19 protein-coding genes are annotated in these 18,507 nt (G+C 46.5%); 18 read left to right on the plus strand and 1 reads right to left on the minus strand.

Features of this window, described 5'->3' with window-relative positions:
- Nucleotides 1-11 precede the first annotated feature (11 nt).
- Both NQ095_RS16475 and NQ095_RS16480 read left to right on the plus strand, forming a co-directional pair.
- Complete coding sequence (locus NQ095_RS16475) at nt 12-1,547, plus strand: sugar ABC transporter ATP-binding protein (protein ID WP_258264547.1); 1,536 nt, start codon at nt 12-14, stop codon at nt 1,545-1,547.
- Entirely contained in the window at nt 1,516-2,502 is a 987-nt protein-coding gene (locus tag NQ095_RS16480) for an ABC transporter permease (protein ID WP_258264548.1), read from the plus strand. The genes NQ095_RS16475 and NQ095_RS16480 overlap by 32 nt, the downstream gene beginning before the upstream one ends.
- A 47-nt stretch (nt 2,503-2,549) precedes the next feature.
- On the opposite strand, the gene NQ095_RS16485 is transcribed toward NQ095_RS16480, so the two are convergent.
- Complete coding sequence (locus NQ095_RS16485; RefSeq protein ID WP_258264549.1) at nt 2,550-3,074, minus strand: DUF2529 domain-containing protein; 525 nt, start codon at nt 3,072-3,074, stop codon at nt 2,550-2,552.
- A gap of 193 nt (nt 3,075-3,267) precedes the next feature.
- On the opposite strand from NQ095_RS16485, the gene NQ095_RS16490 reads away from it, so the two are divergent.
- The 16 genes from NQ095_RS16490 (at nt 3,268) to NQ095_RS16565 (ending at nt 18,506) form a co-directional block, all read left to right on the plus strand.
- A complete protein-coding gene (locus tag NQ095_RS16490) occupies nt 3,268-3,630 on the plus strand; it encodes a response regulator (RefSeq protein ID WP_034765110.1) in 363 nt (120 codons plus the stop codon).
- A gap of 180 nt (nt 3,631-3,810) precedes the next feature.
- Complete coding sequence (locus tag NQ095_RS16495; protein ID WP_060674348.1) at nt 3,811-4,668, plus strand: class II fructose-bisphosphate aldolase; 858 nt, start codon at nt 3,811-3,813, stop codon at nt 4,666-4,668.
- A gap of 178 nt (nt 4,669-4,846) precedes the next feature.
- Complete coding sequence (gene fsa, locus NQ095_RS16500; RefSeq protein WP_258264583.1) at nt 4,847-5,488, plus strand: fructose-6-phosphate aldolase; 642 nt, start codon at nt 4,847-4,849, stop codon at nt 5,486-5,488.
- Between the two features lie 178 nt (nt 5,489-5,666).
- A complete protein-coding gene (locus NQ095_RS16505; protein WP_258264550.1) occupies nt 5,667-6,950 on the plus strand; it encodes a UDP-N-acetylglucosamine 1-carboxyvinyltransferase in 1,284 nt (427 codons plus the stop codon).
- A gap of 490 nt (nt 6,951-7,440) precedes the next feature.
- Complete coding sequence (gene glpX, locus NQ095_RS16510; RefSeq protein WP_258264551.1) at nt 7,441-8,403, plus strand: class II fructose-bisphosphatase; 963 nt, start codon at nt 7,441-7,443, stop codon at nt 8,401-8,403.
- Nucleotides 8,404-8,718: 315 nt separating this feature from the next.
- Nucleotides 8,719-9,981, plus strand: a complete 1,263-nt coding sequence (gene rho, locus NQ095_RS16515) for a transcription termination factor Rho (protein WP_060674356.1) — start codon at nt 8,719-8,721, stop codon at nt 9,979-9,981.
- A 222-nt stretch (nt 9,982-10,203) separates the two neighbouring features.
- Complete coding sequence (gene rpmE, locus NQ095_RS16520) at nt 10,204-10,416, plus strand: 50S ribosomal protein L31 (RefSeq protein WP_034765123.1); 213 nt, start codon at nt 10,204-10,206, stop codon at nt 10,414-10,416.
- Nucleotides 10,417-10,713: 297 nt separating this feature from the next.
- Nucleotides 10,714-11,325, plus strand: coding sequence for a thymidine kinase (locus NQ095_RS16525; protein ID WP_060674359.1), 612 nt, complete (start codon nt 10,714-10,716; stop codon nt 11,323-11,325).
- 288 nt (nt 11,326-11,613) lie between these two features.
- Nucleotides 11,614-12,066 carry a hypothetical protein gene (locus NQ095_RS16530; RefSeq protein ID WP_258264553.1) on the plus strand — a complete coding sequence of 151 codons (453 nt, stop codon included), beginning with the start codon at nt 11,614-11,616 and terminating at the stop codon, nt 12,064-12,066.
- Between the two features lie 133 nt (nt 12,067-12,199).
- Nucleotides 12,200-13,270, plus strand: coding sequence for a peptide chain release factor 1 (gene prfA, locus NQ095_RS16535; RefSeq protein ID WP_258264554.1), 1,071 nt, complete (start codon nt 12,200-12,202; stop codon nt 13,268-13,270).
- A gap of 2 nt (nt 13,271-13,272) precedes the next feature.
- On the plus strand, nt 13,273-14,139 hold the full coding sequence (prmC, locus tag NQ095_RS16540; RefSeq protein ID WP_309137656.1) for a peptide chain release factor N(5)-glutamine methyltransferase: 867 nt from the start codon (nt 13,273-13,275) through the stop codon (nt 14,137-14,139).
- Between the two features lie 357 nt (nt 14,140-14,496).
- On the plus strand, nt 14,497-15,336 hold the full coding sequence (gene spoIIR, locus NQ095_RS16545; protein WP_258264555.1) for a stage II sporulation protein R: 840 nt from the start codon (nt 14,497-14,499) through the stop codon (nt 15,334-15,336).
- 138 nt (nt 15,337-15,474) lie between these two features.
- Nucleotides 15,475-15,915 carry a GNAT family N-acetyltransferase gene (locus NQ095_RS16550; RefSeq protein WP_258264556.1) on the plus strand — a complete coding sequence of 147 codons (441 nt, stop codon included), beginning with the start codon at nt 15,475-15,477 and terminating at the stop codon, nt 15,913-15,915.
- Nucleotides 15,916-16,220: 305 nt separating this feature from the next.
- Nucleotides 16,221-17,261 (plus strand): L-threonylcarbamoyladenylate synthase, encoded by a 1,041-nt coding sequence (locus NQ095_RS16555; RefSeq protein WP_375162854.1) that lies wholly within the window; start codon nt 16,221-16,223, stop codon nt 17,259-17,261.
- Between the two features lie 106 nt (nt 17,262-17,367).
- Nucleotides 17,368-17,922, plus strand: coding sequence for a manganese efflux pump MntP (locus tag NQ095_RS16560; protein ID WP_258264557.1), 555 nt, complete (start codon nt 17,368-17,370; stop codon nt 17,920-17,922).
- Between the two features lie 146 nt (nt 17,923-18,068).
- Nucleotides 18,069-18,506, plus strand: a complete 438-nt coding sequence (locus tag NQ095_RS16565) for a low molecular weight protein arginine phosphatase (RefSeq protein ID WP_258264558.1) — start codon at nt 18,069-18,071, stop codon at nt 18,504-18,506.
- The last annotated feature ends 1 nt before the right edge of the window (nt 18,507 follow it).

Raw genomic sequence — 18,507 nt, forward strand, 5'->3', positions numbered from 1 at the left:
GGCTGGGAGTGATGGCGTCTCCACTATTGAATATGTTGGGTATCAACAAGAGCTTTTCTGGAGTGAAAGCGTTGAAAAATGCTAGATTCGATGTACGGGAGGGAGAAGTTCATGCCCTACTGGGAGCGAATGGGGCAGGGAAAAGCACCCTGATGAAAATATTATCAGGAGCTTATGTCGGGGACAGCGGAGACATCACCCTTCTCTCTGAAAGAAAAGTCTATGAATCTCCGAAGGAAGCCAAGGAACACGGCATTCACTGTGTCTACCAGGAAGTGGATACCGCCATCGTTCCCGAGCTCTCGGTGGCAGAAAATATCTGCCTGGATCAATTCTCTCAAAAAGGTTCCCTCTTCATCACCCAAAAAAAGCTGAAAAAAGAAGCCGAGGCGGCACTCAAAAAGATCGAAGCAGAATCGATCCCCCTGCATCAGCCCGCCGCTTCGTTAAGTCTGGCTGAAAAGCAGTTGGTCCTCATTGCCCGGAGCCTTCTCCACAAAGCAAAAATACTGATCCTGGATGAACCGACGGCACCACTTAGTTCTTCAGAAACAGAAAGGTTATTCCAGGTGATAGACGATTTAAAAGAAGAGGGAGTAGGGATCATCTTCATCTCCCACCGGTTGCCTGAAGTGTTTCAAGTTTCCGACCGCATCACGGTGATGAGAGACGGTGAGACAGTCGGAACGTATGAAACAAATCAAACGAACTCCCACGAAATCATAGAGGCCATGCTGGGTGGGTCATTCCGGGAAGATTTCCAGAAGAGTTCGCTTGTGAAAGGTGAAATGCTGTATGAGGTGAAGGGACTGGATGATGGGAGAAAAGTGAAGGATATTCACTTATCGGTCAAGGAAGGAGAAATAGTCGGGGTGGCGGGCCTGGTCGGCGCGGGGAAAACGGAGCTGGCCAAAGCTTTATTCGGAACCTCACGCCTTGAAGGAGGAGAGTTCTTCCTCAAAGGAAGAACTCTCGAGGTTCGCTCTCCTAAGGACGCGGTTCAAAATGGATTGGTACTCGTTCCCGAAGAGAGGCGGAAAGAGGGACTCTTCATACATGAATCCGTTCAGCGCAATCTCAGCTTTCCTTCCTTGAAGAAAGTATCCAACGGGTTATGGATCAATAAGAAGAAGGAACGAAAGCTTGCTCAGGAAAAAATCCGCTCCCTTGGAATCAAGACCGCCCATGAGGAGGTTCAGGCGAACTCTTTAAGTGGGGGAAATCAGCAGAAGGTTTCCATTGGGAAGTGGCTGACAGATGAGGCTTCGATATTCTTATTTGATGAACCGACCAAAGGGGTCGACGTGGGAGCGAAAAAGGAAATCTTCTCCCTCATTCAATCCCTAGCCGAAAAAAGGAAGGGGATTCTCTACTTTTCCTGTGAGTTACAAGAAATCCTGGCGATCTCGGACCGGATTCTCGTCATGTATGATGGCCGGATCGTCAAAGAACTAACAAAAGAAGAAGCGACGCAGGAAACCATATTGTTTTATGCTTCAGGAGGGACGGATGTGCATGACAGGCAAGATACTCGACTTACTATTTAAATACGGTGCCATCGTACTGATGGTGGTGATCCTCCTCTTTTTCAGTTTCTACAATCCCTTCTTCTTTACATACGGGAATCTGTCAGATATCCTGCGGTCGATTTCCATCGTCACACTGGTGGCCATCGGGGTTACCTTCACCCTCATTGTCGATGGCTTCGATTTGTCTGTCGGATCGACGGTTTCCTTATCGACGGTCATAACGGCATCGTTGATGGTCTGGTATGAAGCCCCACTGTGGATCGTACTCGTCGCTCCATTACTGGTAGGGGCTGGGGTGGGGCTGTTCAACTCCTTACTGATCGTGAAACTCGGTATTCCCGACCTCCTTGCAACATTAGGGTCAATGTACATCATTTCAGGTGTTCACCGTACATATACAGAAGGTTATTCGATTTACAATCACATGCCCATGACAACCGGAGGCACGGCGCCGGGGGAATTCTCCGACACCTTCCTGTGGATCGGTCAGGGTAAATGGCTTGGCCTGCCGGTACCGGTATGGATCATGCTCGTGCTGGTCGCGATTGTTTATGTGATCATGCATTTCACTACATGGGGGCGCATCCTGTATATGACGGGAGGAAATGAAGAAGCCTCACGCTTATCCGGGGTCCGAGTGAAGCGGGTGAAGCTGATTGCCTATGTTTTGTCAGGCATATTCGCATCGATTGGCGGAATCCTGTTCACGGCCCGGGTCGGATCCGGTCAGATGGACGCCGGTGCCCCGCTACTGATGGAAGCCGTCGCAGCCGTATTTGTCGGCTTTTCCGTCCTCGGTGCGGGAAAACCCAATATACTCGGAACCTTCTTCGGGGCAGCCCTGATCGGGGTCCTGCTGAATGGATTGACTATGATGAACCTTCCATACTATGCATTTGAAATCATCAAAGGGAGTGTACTGGCATTAGCATTGGCCGTGACGTACATTCATGCGAAAAAGCGCAAGGCTTGAAAAAAAGAGAGGCATCCCGGTCGGATGTCTCTTAATTATTTCAGGAATTATTCCTCATACTCCTCCAACATCTCCCGGATCACAAACCCCAATGCGAAATAGAGATAAAGGGCAGCCATGCTTGACGGGAAGCTCACGCGCTCACCGATTTCATCGCCGGGGAGCATCCCTTTGATCACTTTTGTATCCAGGTGAATGTCGGCAAGGTCCAATAGGCTCTCTTCCCCTTCCACCAATCCGGACACCGCTACAAATGGCACACCTTCAGCAGAAAGCTCCTTCGCGAACGTCACTGCTTCTTCATCCGTTGAATAGCGGGTGACGATCAGCACACGATCCGCTTCAGTCAGTTCAGTGGAAGATTCATATCGTTTAGCAGAAGGAAGCGGCTCTGCACCGAACAGGGCTTCAGCAGTGACGGCTTCCATTTCCCGGTAGCCTTTTATGTAGATGCTTCCCTGTCCAATGGCTGCCTGGGCAAGGAGGCGTGCTCCGTCCTCTATTTCGAATTCCTGTTTATCATACATCCGTTTGAACAATCCCGTTAACTGTGTAGTGAACATTTTGATCATAGAGTTCAATCTCCTTTTATATTCATCTTCGACATTTCTCATCATAACCCTTATTATAAAGGGGAAAAAGGTCTCTAGCAAAATCTTGAGAACAAGCAGGATTTTTTTACAGAAAAAGAGAATAAGTAATAAATATACAATTATTTACCGTCGGAATACATAATTTACTAAAATGTGAAGGGGACTGAGGTATATGAATGAGAAGATTCTGATTGTGGACGATCAATTTGGTATTAGGATTCTATTAAATGAAGTGTTGCAAAAGGAAGGTTACCAAACATTTCAAGCTGCGAACGGCATTCAGGCTCTTGAAATCGTAGATAAGCATTCCCCTGATCTTGTTTTGCTCGATATGAAAATTCCTGGAATGGATGGAATTGAAATCCTGAAGCGGATGAAGCAGAAAGATGCGGATATCCGTGTCATTATCATGACTGCATACGGAGAACTCGACATGATTCAGGAAGCAAAGGACTTGGGAGCGCTTACCCATTTTGCGAAGCCGTTTGATATTGACGATATCAGACAGGCCGTCAGACAGTACATTCCAGTATAAGGAAGTTATTTGAATAGTGAAAATAGTAGTATTTTTAACATTTCGCCTCTGCAGTTGGTAAAATCAATTCTGTTTTGGTATGATACAAATGAATTTGTTAACAATGTCACAAGGTGTTATACATAACACCGCCATTTATACCAAAATGGTCGACTGACTGAATAAAAGGAGGAAATAACTATGCCTTTAGTTTCAATGAAAGACATGCTTATTCAAGCAAAAGAAAAAAGCTACGCGGTAGGTCAATTCAATCTGAATAACCTTGAGTTCACTCAAGCGATCCTGCAAGCGGCTGAAGAAGAAAAATCACCAGTCATCCTTGGTGTATCTGAAGGTGCTGCCCGTTACATGAGCGGCTTCAAAACAGTTGTGAAAATGGTTGAAGGTCTTATGGAAGACCTAAACATCACAGTTCCTGTTGCCATCCATTTAGATCACGGTTCAAGCTTTGACAAATGTAAAGAAGCGATCGATGCAGGATTCACTTCTGTTATGATCGATGCTTCTCACGGTCCTTTCGAGGAGAACATTGAAATCACTTCTAAAGTGGTTGAGTATGCTCATTCTAAAGGTGTTTCTGTTGAAGCTGAGCTTGGAACAGTTGGTGGACAAGAAGATGACGTCATCGCTGACGGCGTTATCTATGCAGACCCTAAAGAATGTCAAGAACTAGTAGAACGTACTGGTATCGATACACTTGCACCTGCTTTAGGTTCCGTTCATGGTCCTTACAAAGGTGAACCAAACCTAGGATTCAAAGAAATGGAAGAAATCGGAGCTGCTGCCGGAGTACCATTAGTACTTCACGGTGGAACTGGAATTCCTACAAAAGATATTCAAAAAGCGATTTCTTACGGAACAGCTAAAATCAATGTAAATACTGAAAATCAAATCACTTCTGCTAAAGCAGTACGCGAAGTATTAGCGGCTGACACAGAAGTATACGATCCACGTAAATACATGGGTCCAGCTCGTGAAGCAATCAAAGCAACAGTAATCGGTAAAATGCGCGAATTCGGTTCTTCTAACCAGGCGTAATAGGCAGGTAATGTTTGGAAAGTCCCCTGTGATAGATTAGGGGCTTTCCTGATGTGGTAGAAAAAGAATGAAGCTGTAGGATGGGACTGGCACCGGGAGAGGTTTGATACCTTTTGGGTCAGTCCCTTCCGTTCATTAAAAGATGATTGAAAATTTTGTCGAAAATGGGGTAGAGGAAATGAAATTTTTCATAGACACAGCAAACATGAGTGAAATCAAGGAAGCATTTGAATGGGGTATTCTCTCAGGAGTGACGACGAATCCGTCCCTTGTAGCAAAAGAGAAGGGTGTAACCTTTGAGGACCGATTAAAAGAAATCACGGATCTTGTCCCTGGTTCTGTAAGCGCTGAAGTCATCGCATTGGATGCTGAAGGCATGATCAAAGAGGGCCGGGAGCTTGCGAAGATCGCTCCGAATATTACGGTGAAGCTTCCGATGACGCCGGACGGACTGACCGCTGCATCTACTTTTGCTAAAGAAGGGATCAAGACAAATGTCACGCTGATTTTCAGTGCGAACCAGGCGCTTTTAGCGGCTCGTGCTGGAGCGACGTATGTTTCGCCTTTTTTAGGAAGATTAGATGATATCGGTCATGACGGCCTGGAGCTGGTTTCCCAGATTGCCGAGATCTTTGCGATTCACGGCCTGGAAACGGAAATCATCGCGGCTTCGACCCGTCATCCGCAGCATATTACGGAAGCGGCGCTCAGAGGTGCTCATATCGCAACCGTTCCTCTTAAAGTATTGAAGCAATTATTCCAGCATCCCCTGACGGATAAAGGAATCGATGCCTTCTTGAATGACTGGAACAATCGCTGATTTTAGGTCAATCGGTCTAAAGGAAAAAAATTCGATTATCCTATACATGTTTTGACGAATTATGTATACACTAGTAGACAATACTTCTTAGAACGTCTTCTATTGGAAAAATAATCCTTTTTGTTTTAGATATAGGGAAGCATGCCCTAAATCGATGAACAGTGGAAGGGAGTTTAATATGGAAAAGCTAAAAATTGCAGGAGGTTATCCCCTTGAAGGCACCATTAAAGTAAGTGGGGCCAAAAACAGTGCGGTAGCCTTGATCCCGGCAACCATTCTTGCTGATTCTCCGGTCACAATCGAAGGGTTACCAGATATCTCTGATGTAAGAACCCTGAAAGATCTCTTGGAAGAGATCGGTGGTTCCGTCTCATTGGAAGATGGGGATATGAGTGTAGATCCAAGTCAAATGGTGTCCATGCCTTTACCGAGCGGGAAGGTGAAAAAGCTTCGTGCTTCCTATTATTTAATGGGTGCGATGCTCGGACGTTTCAAAAAAGCGGTCATCGGTCTGCCTGGTGGATGCCACTTGGGGCCGCGTCCGATCGATCAGCATATCAAAGGCTTCGAGGCTCTTGGAGCGGAAGTCACCAACGAACAGGGTGCGATTTATCTGCGTGCCGATGAATTGAAAGGTGCCCGCATCTATCTTGATGTCGTGAGTGTCGGTGCAACCATCAACATCATGCTTGCAGCGGTTCGCGCCAAAGGCAGAACGATCATTGAAAATGCAGCCAAAGAACCTGAAATCATTGACGTCGCCACGTTACTGAGCAATATGGGTGCGAAGATCAAAGGGGCAGGAACAGATGTGATCCGTATCGATGGAGTGGACGAGCTTCACGGCTGCCGTCACACCATCATTCCTGACCGTATTGAAGCAGGGACATTCATGATCCTTGCAGCGGCTGTAGGTAAAGGCGTACTTGTTGACAATGTCATCCCATTACATATGGAATCGGTCATCGCGAAGCTCCGTGAAATGGGCGTGCCAATTGAAACAAACGACGATCAGATCTATATCGGCAGGGCGGACAAGCTCAAATCGGTAGATGTGAAAACACTCGTTTATCCGGGCTTCCCAACCGATCTGCAGCAGCCCTTCACCACGCTGCTGAATCGTGCAGAAGGCTCTGCCGTCGTAACGGACACGATCTATTCAGCCCGCTTCAAGCATATCGACGAGCTGAGAAGAATGAATGCCACCATCAAAGTCGAAGGCCGTTCCGCCATCGTCAACGGTCCTGTCCAATTGCAGGGTGCCAAAGTGAAGGCAAGCGACCTCCGCGCAGGAGCCGCCCTCGTCATCGCCGGCTTAATGGCCGAAGGAATCACAGAAGTCACCGGCCTCGAACACATCGACCGCGGTTACAGCGACCTCGTCGCCAAACTCGAAGGCCTCGGCGCCACCATCTGGCGCGAAAAAATGTCCGCTGAAGAATTGGAACAGATGAAGTCGTAGACTTTTGAGAACATTTCAAAGATGTTTGTTCAACTTATTTTTTAGATTAAGTAATTATCTAAGTTGATTGAAGCGGAAGGTGCTCGACTCCTGCGGGAAACGCGTGAAATGGCGAAAAGCGGAGGCGGCTCGTTCAGCCCCGACAAGCATAAGATGAAGGGGCCTGGAAGGCGTTCTTTGCCTTCTTGGACCTTTTAGCTTATGACCTCGAGGGGCTAGCCACCGTAGCTGGATCTTGAGACCCCGCGGGGCATAGCCCGAGGAGGCTCAACTCACGCCCCTCGGAAAGCGAGCACCTGCAGCGGAAATCAACAACTACTCGCTTATTTGAACATTTTGTTAGCACTTTTCTACTCAAACGAACCATTATGTCCTACTTTTTTCGAAAAATAGTCTCTCAAACCGCCTTAATGTGTTACAATAAATCTGTCAATATGTTATACAATTTAAGAATATTGTAAAACAAAAGGGATTACGGGAGGCTATATACATGGAAAGAAGTTTATCAATGGAGCTTGTTCGAGTAACTGAGGGGGCTGCCCTTGCATCGGCCCGCTGGATGGGTCGCGGAAAGAAGGATGAAGCGGATGACGCTGCAACTTCTGCCATGCGCGATGTATTCGATACCGTACCGATGAAAGGGACGGTCGTCATCGGTGAAGGGGAAATGGATGAAGCTCCAATGCTTTATATTGGTGAAAAATTAGGGACAGGCTACGGTCCACGCGTCGATGTAGCCGTCGATCCGTTGGAAGGAACGAATATCGTTGCTTCCGGAGGCTGGAATGCACTGGCGGTACTCGCGGTGGCAGACCATGGAAACCTACTGAATGCACCAGATATGTATATGGATAAAATCGCAGTCGGACCGGAAGCGGTCGGGGAAATCGACATCAACGCTTCTGTCATCGATAACCTGAAGGCCGTTGCGAAAGCAAAGAATAAGGATATTGAAGACGTGGTGGCGACAGTTTTGAACCGCCCCCGTCATGAACATATCATCCAACAGCTGAGAGAAGCGGGAGCCCGCATCAAGTTGATCAATGATGGAGACGTGGCAGGCGCCATGAACACGGCATTCGATCACACGGGTGTCGATATCCTGTTCGGATCCGGCGGTGCTCCAGAGGGAGTACTTGCTGCTGTTGCGTTGAAGTGCCTAGGCGGAGAAATCCAGGGGAAACTTTTGCCGCAGAACGACGCAGAGCTCAAGCGTTGCATCGGAATGGGGCTGGATGTGGACAAGATCCTTCGAATGGAAGACCTTGTATGCGGTGACGATGCCATCTTTGCAGCAACAGGTGTAACAGACGGAGAACTGTTAAGAGGTGTTCAGCTTAAAGGGACATACGGCCTCACTCATTCAGTCGTTATGCGTGCAAAGTCCGGTACCGTCCGATTCATCGACGGGCGCCACAGTCTTCAGAAAAAGCCAAACCTGGTCATGAGATAATAGAAACAAGCAATACAGAGAGAGAAACCAACTCCTCTTATATAAGAGTAACGGATGGGCAGGACTTCTGCCCGTCCACGCTCTTATCACTCACTTTTTTTCTTCATAGGGGAAAAAATGCTGCCTATCTACCAAATCTACCTTCCTTTTTTTACCCAGTCATTGATTCTTAATGAAAAGTATGGTTACAATAGATAAGGTTTTTATCTTCAGCGTTTTTTCTTTATATATGCTTCAACTATTTCTTCATTTTAAGAAAATCTACCCTTCTTTTTTTATTTTAGGTAGGACAAATTAATAAAGCGTGGTGTCATAATGGAAGAGTTAACAATCTCTAGCTTAGAAAATATGAAGCTGAAAGAGCTTTACGAGCTAGCCAAACAATACAAAGTTTCTTATTATAGTAAATTAACAAAAAAAGAACTGATTTTTGCCATCCTTAAAGTTCGTGCAGAACAAGAAGGCTTCTTTTTCATGGAAGGTGTCCTGGAGATCATCCAATCAGAAGGCTTCGGTTTCTTACGTCCGATCAACTATTCTCCGAGCTCTGAGGATATTTATATTTCGGCGTCACAAATCCGTCGTTTCGACCTTCGAAACGGGGATAAAGTATCGGGAAAAGTACGTCCTCCGAAAGAAAACGAGCGTTATTTCGGACTGCTTCATGTTGAAATGGTTAACGGGGAAGAGCCTGATTCTGCGAAAGAGCGTGTGCATTTCCCAGGATTGACGCCTTTATACCCTGACCGTCAAATGAAGCTTGAAACAGAACCGAATAAAATTTCTACACGTATCATGGATCTGATTGCACCAGTCGGATTTGGACAACGTGGGTTAGTCGTGGCCCCGCCTAAAGCCGGTAAGACGATGCTGATCAAAGAAATCGCCAATTCGATCACGACGAATCATCCGGAAGCGGAATTGATCATCCTTCTGATCGATGAGCGTCCAGAGGAAGTAACGGACATCGAACGTTCCGTAGAAGCGGAAGTAGTAAGCTCTACTTTTGATGAAGTTCCGGAAAACCACATCAAAGTGGCCGAGCTCGTGCTTGAGCGCGCTATGCGTCTGGTGGAGCACAAACGTGACGTCATCATCCTGATGGATAGTATCACTCGTCTTGCACGTGCGTATAACCTGGTCATCCCTCCAAGTGGAAGAACTCTTTCAGGTGGTATCGACCCTGCGGCGTTCCACCGTCCGAAACGATTCTTCGGGGCTGCCCGTAACATTGAAGAGGGCGGAAGCTTGACGGTTCTTGCGACGGCGCTTGTCGACACAGGATCACGTATGGATGATGTCATATATGAAGAATTCAAAGGGACAGGTAACCTTGAACTCCATCTGGACCGTTCCCTTGCAGAGAGACGTATCTTCCCGGCCATCGACATCCGTCGTTCCGGAACGCGTCGTGAAGAACTTCTCATCAAACCGGATCACCTTGAAAAACTGTGGGCCATCAGAAAAGCCATGTCCGATCAGCCTGATTTCGCCGAGAAGCTTATGCGCAAGCTGAAGCAATCGAAGACGAATGAAGAGTTTTTCAATGTCTTGACAGAAGAGTCGAAGAAGCGTTAATCTAATAATCGAATGATTTTTAATAGACAAAGGGTGACTGGAATTCCCAATTTTGCAGCTTGCAAAAAACTCTTGTCCTTGTTATAATAGTGTCAATGTGTTTTTAAAAACTGGATGTGGTAAGGGGCTGGCTATTACTCTCATGCTTATGCTCATATCACATATATCTTCGTAATAAATTACTCTGTCTCAGATGATTCAGGGCGGAAGGAGATGAAAGAAATGAAATCAGGAATTCATCCTAAGTACAACACGATCAAAGTTAGCTGTGCTTGCGGTAACGAATTTGAAACTGGTTCTGTAGCGGAAGAAATGCGCGTTGAGGTATGTTCTGAATGCCATCCATTCTACACAGGACGTCAGAAATTCGCTGACGCTGGTGGACGTGTTGACCGTTTCAACAAAAAATACGGTCTTAAAAATCAACAACAATAATGAAGAGTCAGAAGGCCGCATCGTACGTCTTTGTGCGTAGGTGCGCACCCTTCTCTTCTATTAGAAAAACAGGCAAGGATCTTCATGCTTGCCTGTTTTTTATTACGTTTAAAGCAAATGGTTGAAGAAATAGAGGCAGTTCCAATTGAGCTGTGCCTCTTTTTTTCTGCCAAATTACCGGATTTTGAGCATTATTCCCGTACATAAAGGAATGCTTTATACTAATGAGTAGTCCGTTTTCACTAACAGCCAGGCTGTTTTTTATAGATCAATGTGTAAGGAAGGAGAGGCGCTTTCGTGTATGTCATGAAACAAACGGGTTGGGTAGAAGTCATTTGCGGCAGCATGTTCTCAGGGAAATCCGAAGAACTGATCCGCCGGGTCCGACGCACTCAATTTGCCAAACAAGAAATTGCTGTGTATAAGCCAAAACTAGATAATCGCTACAGCGATGAGTCGGTTGTATCTCATAATGGTACCTCTGTCATCGCCAAAGCAGTCGAGGAGTCAAGCGTGATCCTTGATGACCTGAATCCAGAGGTGGATGTCGTAGCCATCGATGAGGTTCAGTTTTTTGACGAAGGCATCGTCGACGTCGTCCAGAAATTAGCGAACAGCGGATACCGTGTCATCCTCGCAGGTCTAGATCAGGATTTCCGCGGGGAACCATTCGGCCCGATGCCGGACTTGATGTCCATTGCTGAGCAAGTGACAAAACTCCAAGCCGTTTGCGCCGTTTGCGGCTCTCCGGCAAGCCGGACGCAGCGCCTGATCAATGGTGAACCGGCTTGTTACGATGATCCCGTCATACTCGTCGGGGCATCAGAAGCCTATGAGCCACGTTGCCGCCATCATCATGAAGTGCCGACCGGTATGAGCGTTACTCCGGATATGGTGAAGGAAGTATAATTTTCTTTTGAACAAAGTCTCAGGTTTGGGGCTTTGTTTTTTTGTTTTCAAGGAAAATACCATGTTTTCTCTGGTTTCACGCCTCATTTTGCTTCATTGAGATTGAAAGTTTTATCTGAAAAGGCGTCTGCGGACGGGAATTGCGTCATTTTCGACGGCGATTGCGTCATTATACGATTTATTGCGTTTTTTAACATATATTACCTATAATCATATCGATACCTTCAAACCTGACCAGTGCATAACCACCACCCTGCAGGAAAACCTAACAGCAGGAGGTGTGAAAGCATGAAAAAATTACTGTTAGCTTTATCTTTTACCGTTTTCTTTCTTTTGATTACAGCTTGCGGCGTGAATCAGGAGTCGGAATACGGTGTGCATAATGACAGCGGCGGTACCCGTTTCATCGATAATCGAAAAGCAGAGATGGATAAGCGCCAGGATAAAAATGTGCGGGAAATCACTGATCAAAATCCCAATTTCCCTAACTTGACCAATTCGCAGGGTACGACTTCCACGACAACCGGTGTGTATGAAGACAAAGCCCGTGAAGTGGTAAGGGATTATTCGAAATTCCAGCCTGATGAGGTGTGGATCAATGGGAATCAAATGTGGGTGACGGCCCATACGAAGAAGGAAATGAACATGGCGGAGACCGATAAAGAGGAAGCCATGCTCAAAGACAAATTACAAAGAGCGATTCCTCGTTACGATATCAATGTGAAAATCACCGAAAGATAATGGAAGGGGGGAGCTCATCGGCTGCCCCTTTTTCACAAGAATCCCCCCTGTCCCCATCCCCGTTCTTCCTTGTGTTTACATACACCGTATAATATAATTGTACTGTTATGGATTAAAATTGAGGTGAATAGCTGTGTTCGATCGTTTACAAGCAGTGGAAGATCGCTATGATAAGTTAAATGAACTATTGAGTGATCCAGAAATTGTGAATGACCCAAAGAAGCTAAGAGATTATTCAAAAGAACAATCAGACATCCAAGCAACGGTAGAAGCTTATCGAGAATATAAAGAATTGACCGGGCAGTTTAAAGACGCGAAGGCGATGCTGGATGATAAGCTTGATGCTGATATGCGTGAAATGGTGAAGGAAGAAGTTTCCGAGCTTGAAGAGCAAATCGAAGCGTTGGAAGCCCGTCTGAAAATATTATTGATTCCGAAAGACCCGAACGATGATAAGAACGTAATCATGGAGGTTCGTGGTGCTGCAGGTGGAGATGAAGCAGCCCTGTTTGCCGGTGACTTATACCGCATGTACAGTCGCTTTGCTGAAGCGCAAGGCTGGAAGATCGAAGTCATGGAAGCGAACTCCACTGGTGTCGGTGGTTACAAAGAGATCATCTTCATGATCAACGGAAACGGCGCATTTTCCAAAATGAAATATGAAAACGGGGCACACCGCGTGCAACGTGTACCTGAAACAGAATCCGGCGGACGTATCCATACGTCGACGGCAACGGTAGCCTGCCTGCCGGAAGCGGAAGAAGTCGAAGTGGACATCCACGATAAAGATATCCGTGTCGATACCTTCGCATCCAGTGGCCCTGGTGGACAAAGTGTTAATACCACCATGTCTGCCGTGCGACTGACCCACGTGCCGACAGGTGTCGTCGTATCATGTCAGGATGAAAAATCACAAATCAAGAACAAAGAGAAAGCCATGAAAGTATTGCGTGCCCGCGTGTACGATAAATTCCAGCGTGAAGTCCAAGCGGAATACGATGCAAATCGTAAATCTGCCGTTGGTACCGGTGACCGTTCCGAGCGTATCCGTACGTACAATTTCCCACAAAACCGCGTCACGGATCACCGTATCGGCCTGACGATCCAGAAGCTTGATCAAATCCTTGAAGGAAAGATGGATGAAGTCATCGATGCATTGATCATCGAAGATCAGTCCAAACTTCTTGAGAGACTGGAAGAATAGTCATGGTGACGGTATTTGAAGCCCTGAAATGGGCTTCTTCTTTTTTAGTCGAAAGTGGCCGCGATGAGAATGTGGGAGAGATTTACTTGCGGCATTTAATGGACATGTCACGATCACAGCTGCTGGCAGAACAGCGAAGGTCCGTCCCTCCAGAAAAGTGGGACGAATTCCAGGAGGGGATCCGGCGGCATGTAGGTGGCGTCCCGATTCAGCATATCATCGGGACTGAGGAGTTTTATGGCCGGGAGTTTGTGGTGAATGAGCATGTGCTGATTCCGAGACCGGAAACGGAAGAATTGATCTATTATGGTTTGCAGAAGATGAAGGATCTGTTTGGTGATGTGGATACTTCTTTACAGGCTGTCGATGTCGGAACGGGGAGCGGTGCGATTGCGGTAACGTTAAAGCTCGAATCGGAGCGTCTGCCTCTTGAGATGATGGCTGTGGACATTTCTCCTGAAGCACTGGCGGTTGCCAGGGAGAATAGCAAGAGACTCGACGCAGATGTTCGCTTTTTTGAAGGAGATCTGCTGAAGCCATTGATTGAAGACGGAGTGAAGCTGGATATTCTTCTATCCAATCCTCCCTACATCCCACTGACAGATCGCGAAACTCTATCAGATGTCGTCATCGATCATGAACCGGAACTCGCATTATTTGGCGGGGAAGACGGATATGATCTGTATAAACGATTTATGGAAGAACTGCCTCTTGTCATGAAAGAAAAATTCCTGATCGGCTTTGAAGTCGGAGTCGGTCAGGGAGAGACGGTGGCGGATCTCCTGCGTGCGACCTTCCCGGATGCCGAGACAGAAGTCGTCCATGACATCAATGGGAAAGATCGTATGGTGTTTTGTATGAAGAAATAAGGATGTATGCCCTCGATTATAGTGATCGGGGGTGTTTTTTTGTGGGAAAACAAACTGTTCTAAACTATTCAAAGAGGTAATCGAGGTAATCTCATAAGTTGATTGAAGCGGAAGGTGCTCGACTCCTGCGGGAAAAGCGGGAAAGTTGAGACCCCACAGGGCAAAGCCCGAGGAGGCTCAACTCACGCCCCGCGGAAAGCGAGCACCTGCAGCGGAAATCAACCAGCACTCGCTTTTCAAAAGCCACAAGTTTATAAAACATTCTTATAAAAATAACATTTTCCCAAACAAAAATGTTATTTTACTAGTTTAAGATTCCCCCATTTTGACCACACTGTTTACCAAGGGGGAGAGGACATGAAAACAAAACACACAGTACTATTGTATATCTTGATTCTATCATTAGGAACGATTCTAAGTTTATATATACCGAAGCAGGAAATGGCGGCACAGGAGACGATGGTGATCCCGGAGGAAGCGATTCGTCTGCGGATCCTGGCTAATAGTGATCTGGATGGGGATCAAAACGTGAAAAGACTCGTCCGGGATGAAGTCAACAAAGAGATTACGAAATGGGTATCGACCCTGACGTCACAGGATGAGGCGAAAGCAGTCATCAAGGAAGGATTGCCGCAGCTTCAGAAAATTGCAGAAGACGTCGTGGCGGCTGAAGGCATGGATCAATCAGTGAAAGTAGAGTTTGGCAAAGTGGACTTTCCCACTAAGCTATATGGTCAGTATCTTTATCCGGCTGGTGAGTACGAGGCGGTGTTGATCACACTTGGTAAAGGGGAAGGTGCCAACTGGTGGTGCGTCCTGTATCCGCCGCTATGCTTCCTGGATTTCTCTACTGGAAATGCCGTAAGAAGCACGGGCTTTGAAACGAAAGTGCAGGCAAGTGGTAATGAGGTAACCGAAGTGGATCCTGAAGACGCAGTGAGTGAAGATGTTGAACAACCTGAAGATGATACCATCGCTTATAAGCAAGTCGAAGTAGAAGCAGTTGAAGCTGGTGTGATTGATGAGGAAGAAAAGGAAGAGGCGCCGGTTGAAGAAGAGGTGAAAAAGCAGGAAGAACAAGTTGAGGAAAAAGTAGAAAAACCAGAAGAACCTGTTTTTGTGGAAGATCAGGATGAGGAAGAAGTCGAAGTTCGATTCTTCGTAGTCGATCTTTTCAAAGGGTTATTCAATAAATAAAGTGAGAAGCTTCATCCCCCTTGAGATGAAGCTTTTTCTTATTTCAAGAAAGTCTATCTTTCTAGCATTTTTTGTTCTATTCTCCTTCTCCTCTCATACATTGATACTAGAGGATGAGAGAAAAGGGAGGATGAAAGGATGTTGAAAGTGATCCGCCAGGCAACGAGTGAGGATATTCATGAAGTAGTGGCCTTCTTGATGAAAGCAGGATTAAGCACGGAAGGCATTAAACATAGCATTGATTGTTTTTTAGTAGTGGAAGATTCGGAAAACCGGTTGATTGGGACGCTGGGAATCGAGGTGCAGGAGAAAATCGGCCTCCTTCGTTCACTTGTTGTCACGTCTTCTTTTGAAAGTGAAGAGTTATTTGCTCTCTTCCAGGAGATTTTAAAGCTTGCGAAAGAAAAAGATCTGACGCGTCTTTATTTGATTTCCAATCGAAAAGCGTCCCTCGCGTTCTTTGATCTGTTAGGTTTTCAGCAGGAAACAGCACCCGTTGTGGATGAGTTGGAGAATTTTATTCATGCGAAGAAGTTATCCACTGTGGATAACTGCATCACCATGAAATTGGATTTATAGATATTTCGACAAGAATTTTAGCGGTGAATACAGGACTGGACCATTCTCATAAAAATGGTTCAGTTTTTTTCGTTTGGCATTCGACAATATATGAGAAAGCGGTAACTTTTTCTTTTTTCAGATTTATTCACACCATCCACAGGTTTATCCACAATTTTCAACAAGTTACCCTCGGTTTGTGGATAATACTTGAGAATTCAGGGTGTTTCTTTTATACTTTCAAAAGTATAGGAACGAGTATATTCAGTATTACTACACAAAAAGTGAACAGATTTAGCTTAGATCGATAAAGGTGGATGACATAGATGATGAAACACTGGATTGTGGAAAGTGATGTGGATAAAAACAAAAGTTATCCACAATTTGTGGATGCCGCGAAGATTCTTCAGCAGGATGAGGTGGTTGCCTTCCCGACGGAGACGGTTTATGGACTGGGGGCAAATGCCACATCTGATCAGGCTGTAGAGAAAATCTTCAAAGCGAAGGGAAGGCCATCGGATAATCCACTGATTGTCCACATATCAAATAAAGAGCAGCTGGAGGGGCTGGTTGAAGAGATCCCGGTGGATGCGGCGAAGCTCATCGATGCGTATTGGCCTGGCCCACTGACGATCATTTTTAAAAATAAGGAAGGCGTATTTTCCGGGAAGGTGACGGCTGGACTCGACACAGTGGGGATCCGGATGCCGGACCATCCCGTGGCGCTCTCCATCATAGAGGCAGCGGGGCTTCCGATTGCTGCCCCGAGTGCGAACAGGTCGGGTAAGCCGAGTCCGACTACGGCACAGCATGTGATTGATGACCTTGACGGCCGCATCGCCGGAGTCGTCGATGGTGGAGAGACGGGAGTCGGAGTCGAGTCGACGGTGGTGGATTGTACGGGAGAAATTCCGGTCATTTTGCGTCCAGGAGGCATAACGAAAGAGCAGCTGGAAGAAGTCGTCGGGAAAGTGGAAGTGGATCCTTCCTTAAAAGAAGGCAAGGGTGCCCCGAAATCACCCGGGATGAAATACACCCACTACGCCCCGGATGCCCCGGTTTATTTAGTGAACGGCACGAAGGAAGATGTGCAGCGATTGGTTGATGAGAAAAAGGAAGAAGGGCTCAAGGTTGGCGTTCTGACGACGGAGGAACGGTTGGATTGGTATCAGGCGGATATCATTTTTTCCGTCGGGCGCCGGGACGACCTGAACACTGTGGCCCAGCATCTCTACGACACATTGCGTGCTTTTAATAGATGTGATGTGGATATCATTTTTGCCGAGATGTTTCCGGAAGAAGGAGTCGGGCTTGCGATCATGAACCGTCTTCAGAAAGCGGCAGGTTACCGGGTGATAAAAGGATGAAGGCAACCCCCTATGGTCTTTCATAGGGGGATTTATTTTGAATTCTAAATCCCTTTGGAGGTGCATAAGTTGTTTTGTAGGCATGTCCGGAGGGGGAAAAAACAAAATGACAACGATTATCGGCGAATTGATTACCTTGATGTTAATGGCATTTGCTCTTGGGATGGATGCCTTTTCGATCGGAATTGGAATGGGTATGTTTCAGCTGAGATTGAAGCAGGTCTTTTATATAGGATTGGTGGTCGGGGTCTTTCATGTGTGGATGCCGCTGCTCGGAATGATGACTGGGAAATTCTTATCGGACACGTTCGGATCCTTTGCCGCTTACGCAGGGGGTGTGCTCCTCATCGTACTTGGAATCCAGATGTTCATGTCGAGCTTTAAGGAGGAGGAAACGACCCTCATCTCACCAGTGGGATTTGGATTGGTCCTTTTTGCATTGAGTGTGAGCCTGGACAGTTTTTCAGTCGGATTGACCCTTGGGATCTTCGGGGCACGAACGGCGGTGGCCCTCTTCTGTTTCGGGATCGCGGCTACCGTGTTGACGTGGGGGGGATTACTCATCGGCCGGAAATTCCAGGGGGTGCTTGGAACGTACAGCGAGGCCCTTGGGGGGAGTATTCTGTTTGCGTTTGGTGTGAAGCTCTTGCTGCCGATTTGAATTGGTTGGTGAAGGTCCGTCCCTCGGGGGTGGGCTTTTTTGATTTGGGTCCAGGGCGAGCCGCTCCTTTCTTTTTGTATTCTTTGTGAATGGACTATTGGGAGATTGGAAAATATTTTATAATAGGTGGTAAGGAGGATGACGTGATGAATATTTTGTTTGTTTGTACGGGTAATACGTGCAGGAGTCCCATGGCTGAAGCGGTTTTGAAGCATAAGGGTGCAGATAGGTTCGACGTGAAGTCGGCGGGTGTTTTTGCCATGGACGGAAATGACGCTTCATTTCAAACTAAAGAAGTGCTGAAAGAGAACGATATAATACATAGACACCAATCGAGTTCGCTATCAAAAGAGAATCTGGATTGGGCTTCCTATATTTTTACGATGACATCGAATCATAAGCGGGCGATCGTGGATCAGTATCCACATGTGGCGGACAAGGTTTTTACATTGAAGGAATTTGTCCTTGAAGACCCAGGTGACGTGGATGTGTCGGATCCCTATGGGGGAAGTGTGGACATCTATAGACATACATACAGAGAGTTGGATTCATTGATTGAAGAGTTGATAAAAAAGCTTGGCTAAA

The organism is Rossellomorea sp. SC111 (genome assembly GCF_024733565.1).
Lineage (GTDB): Bacteria > Bacillota > Bacilli > Bacillales > Bacillaceae_B > Rossellomorea.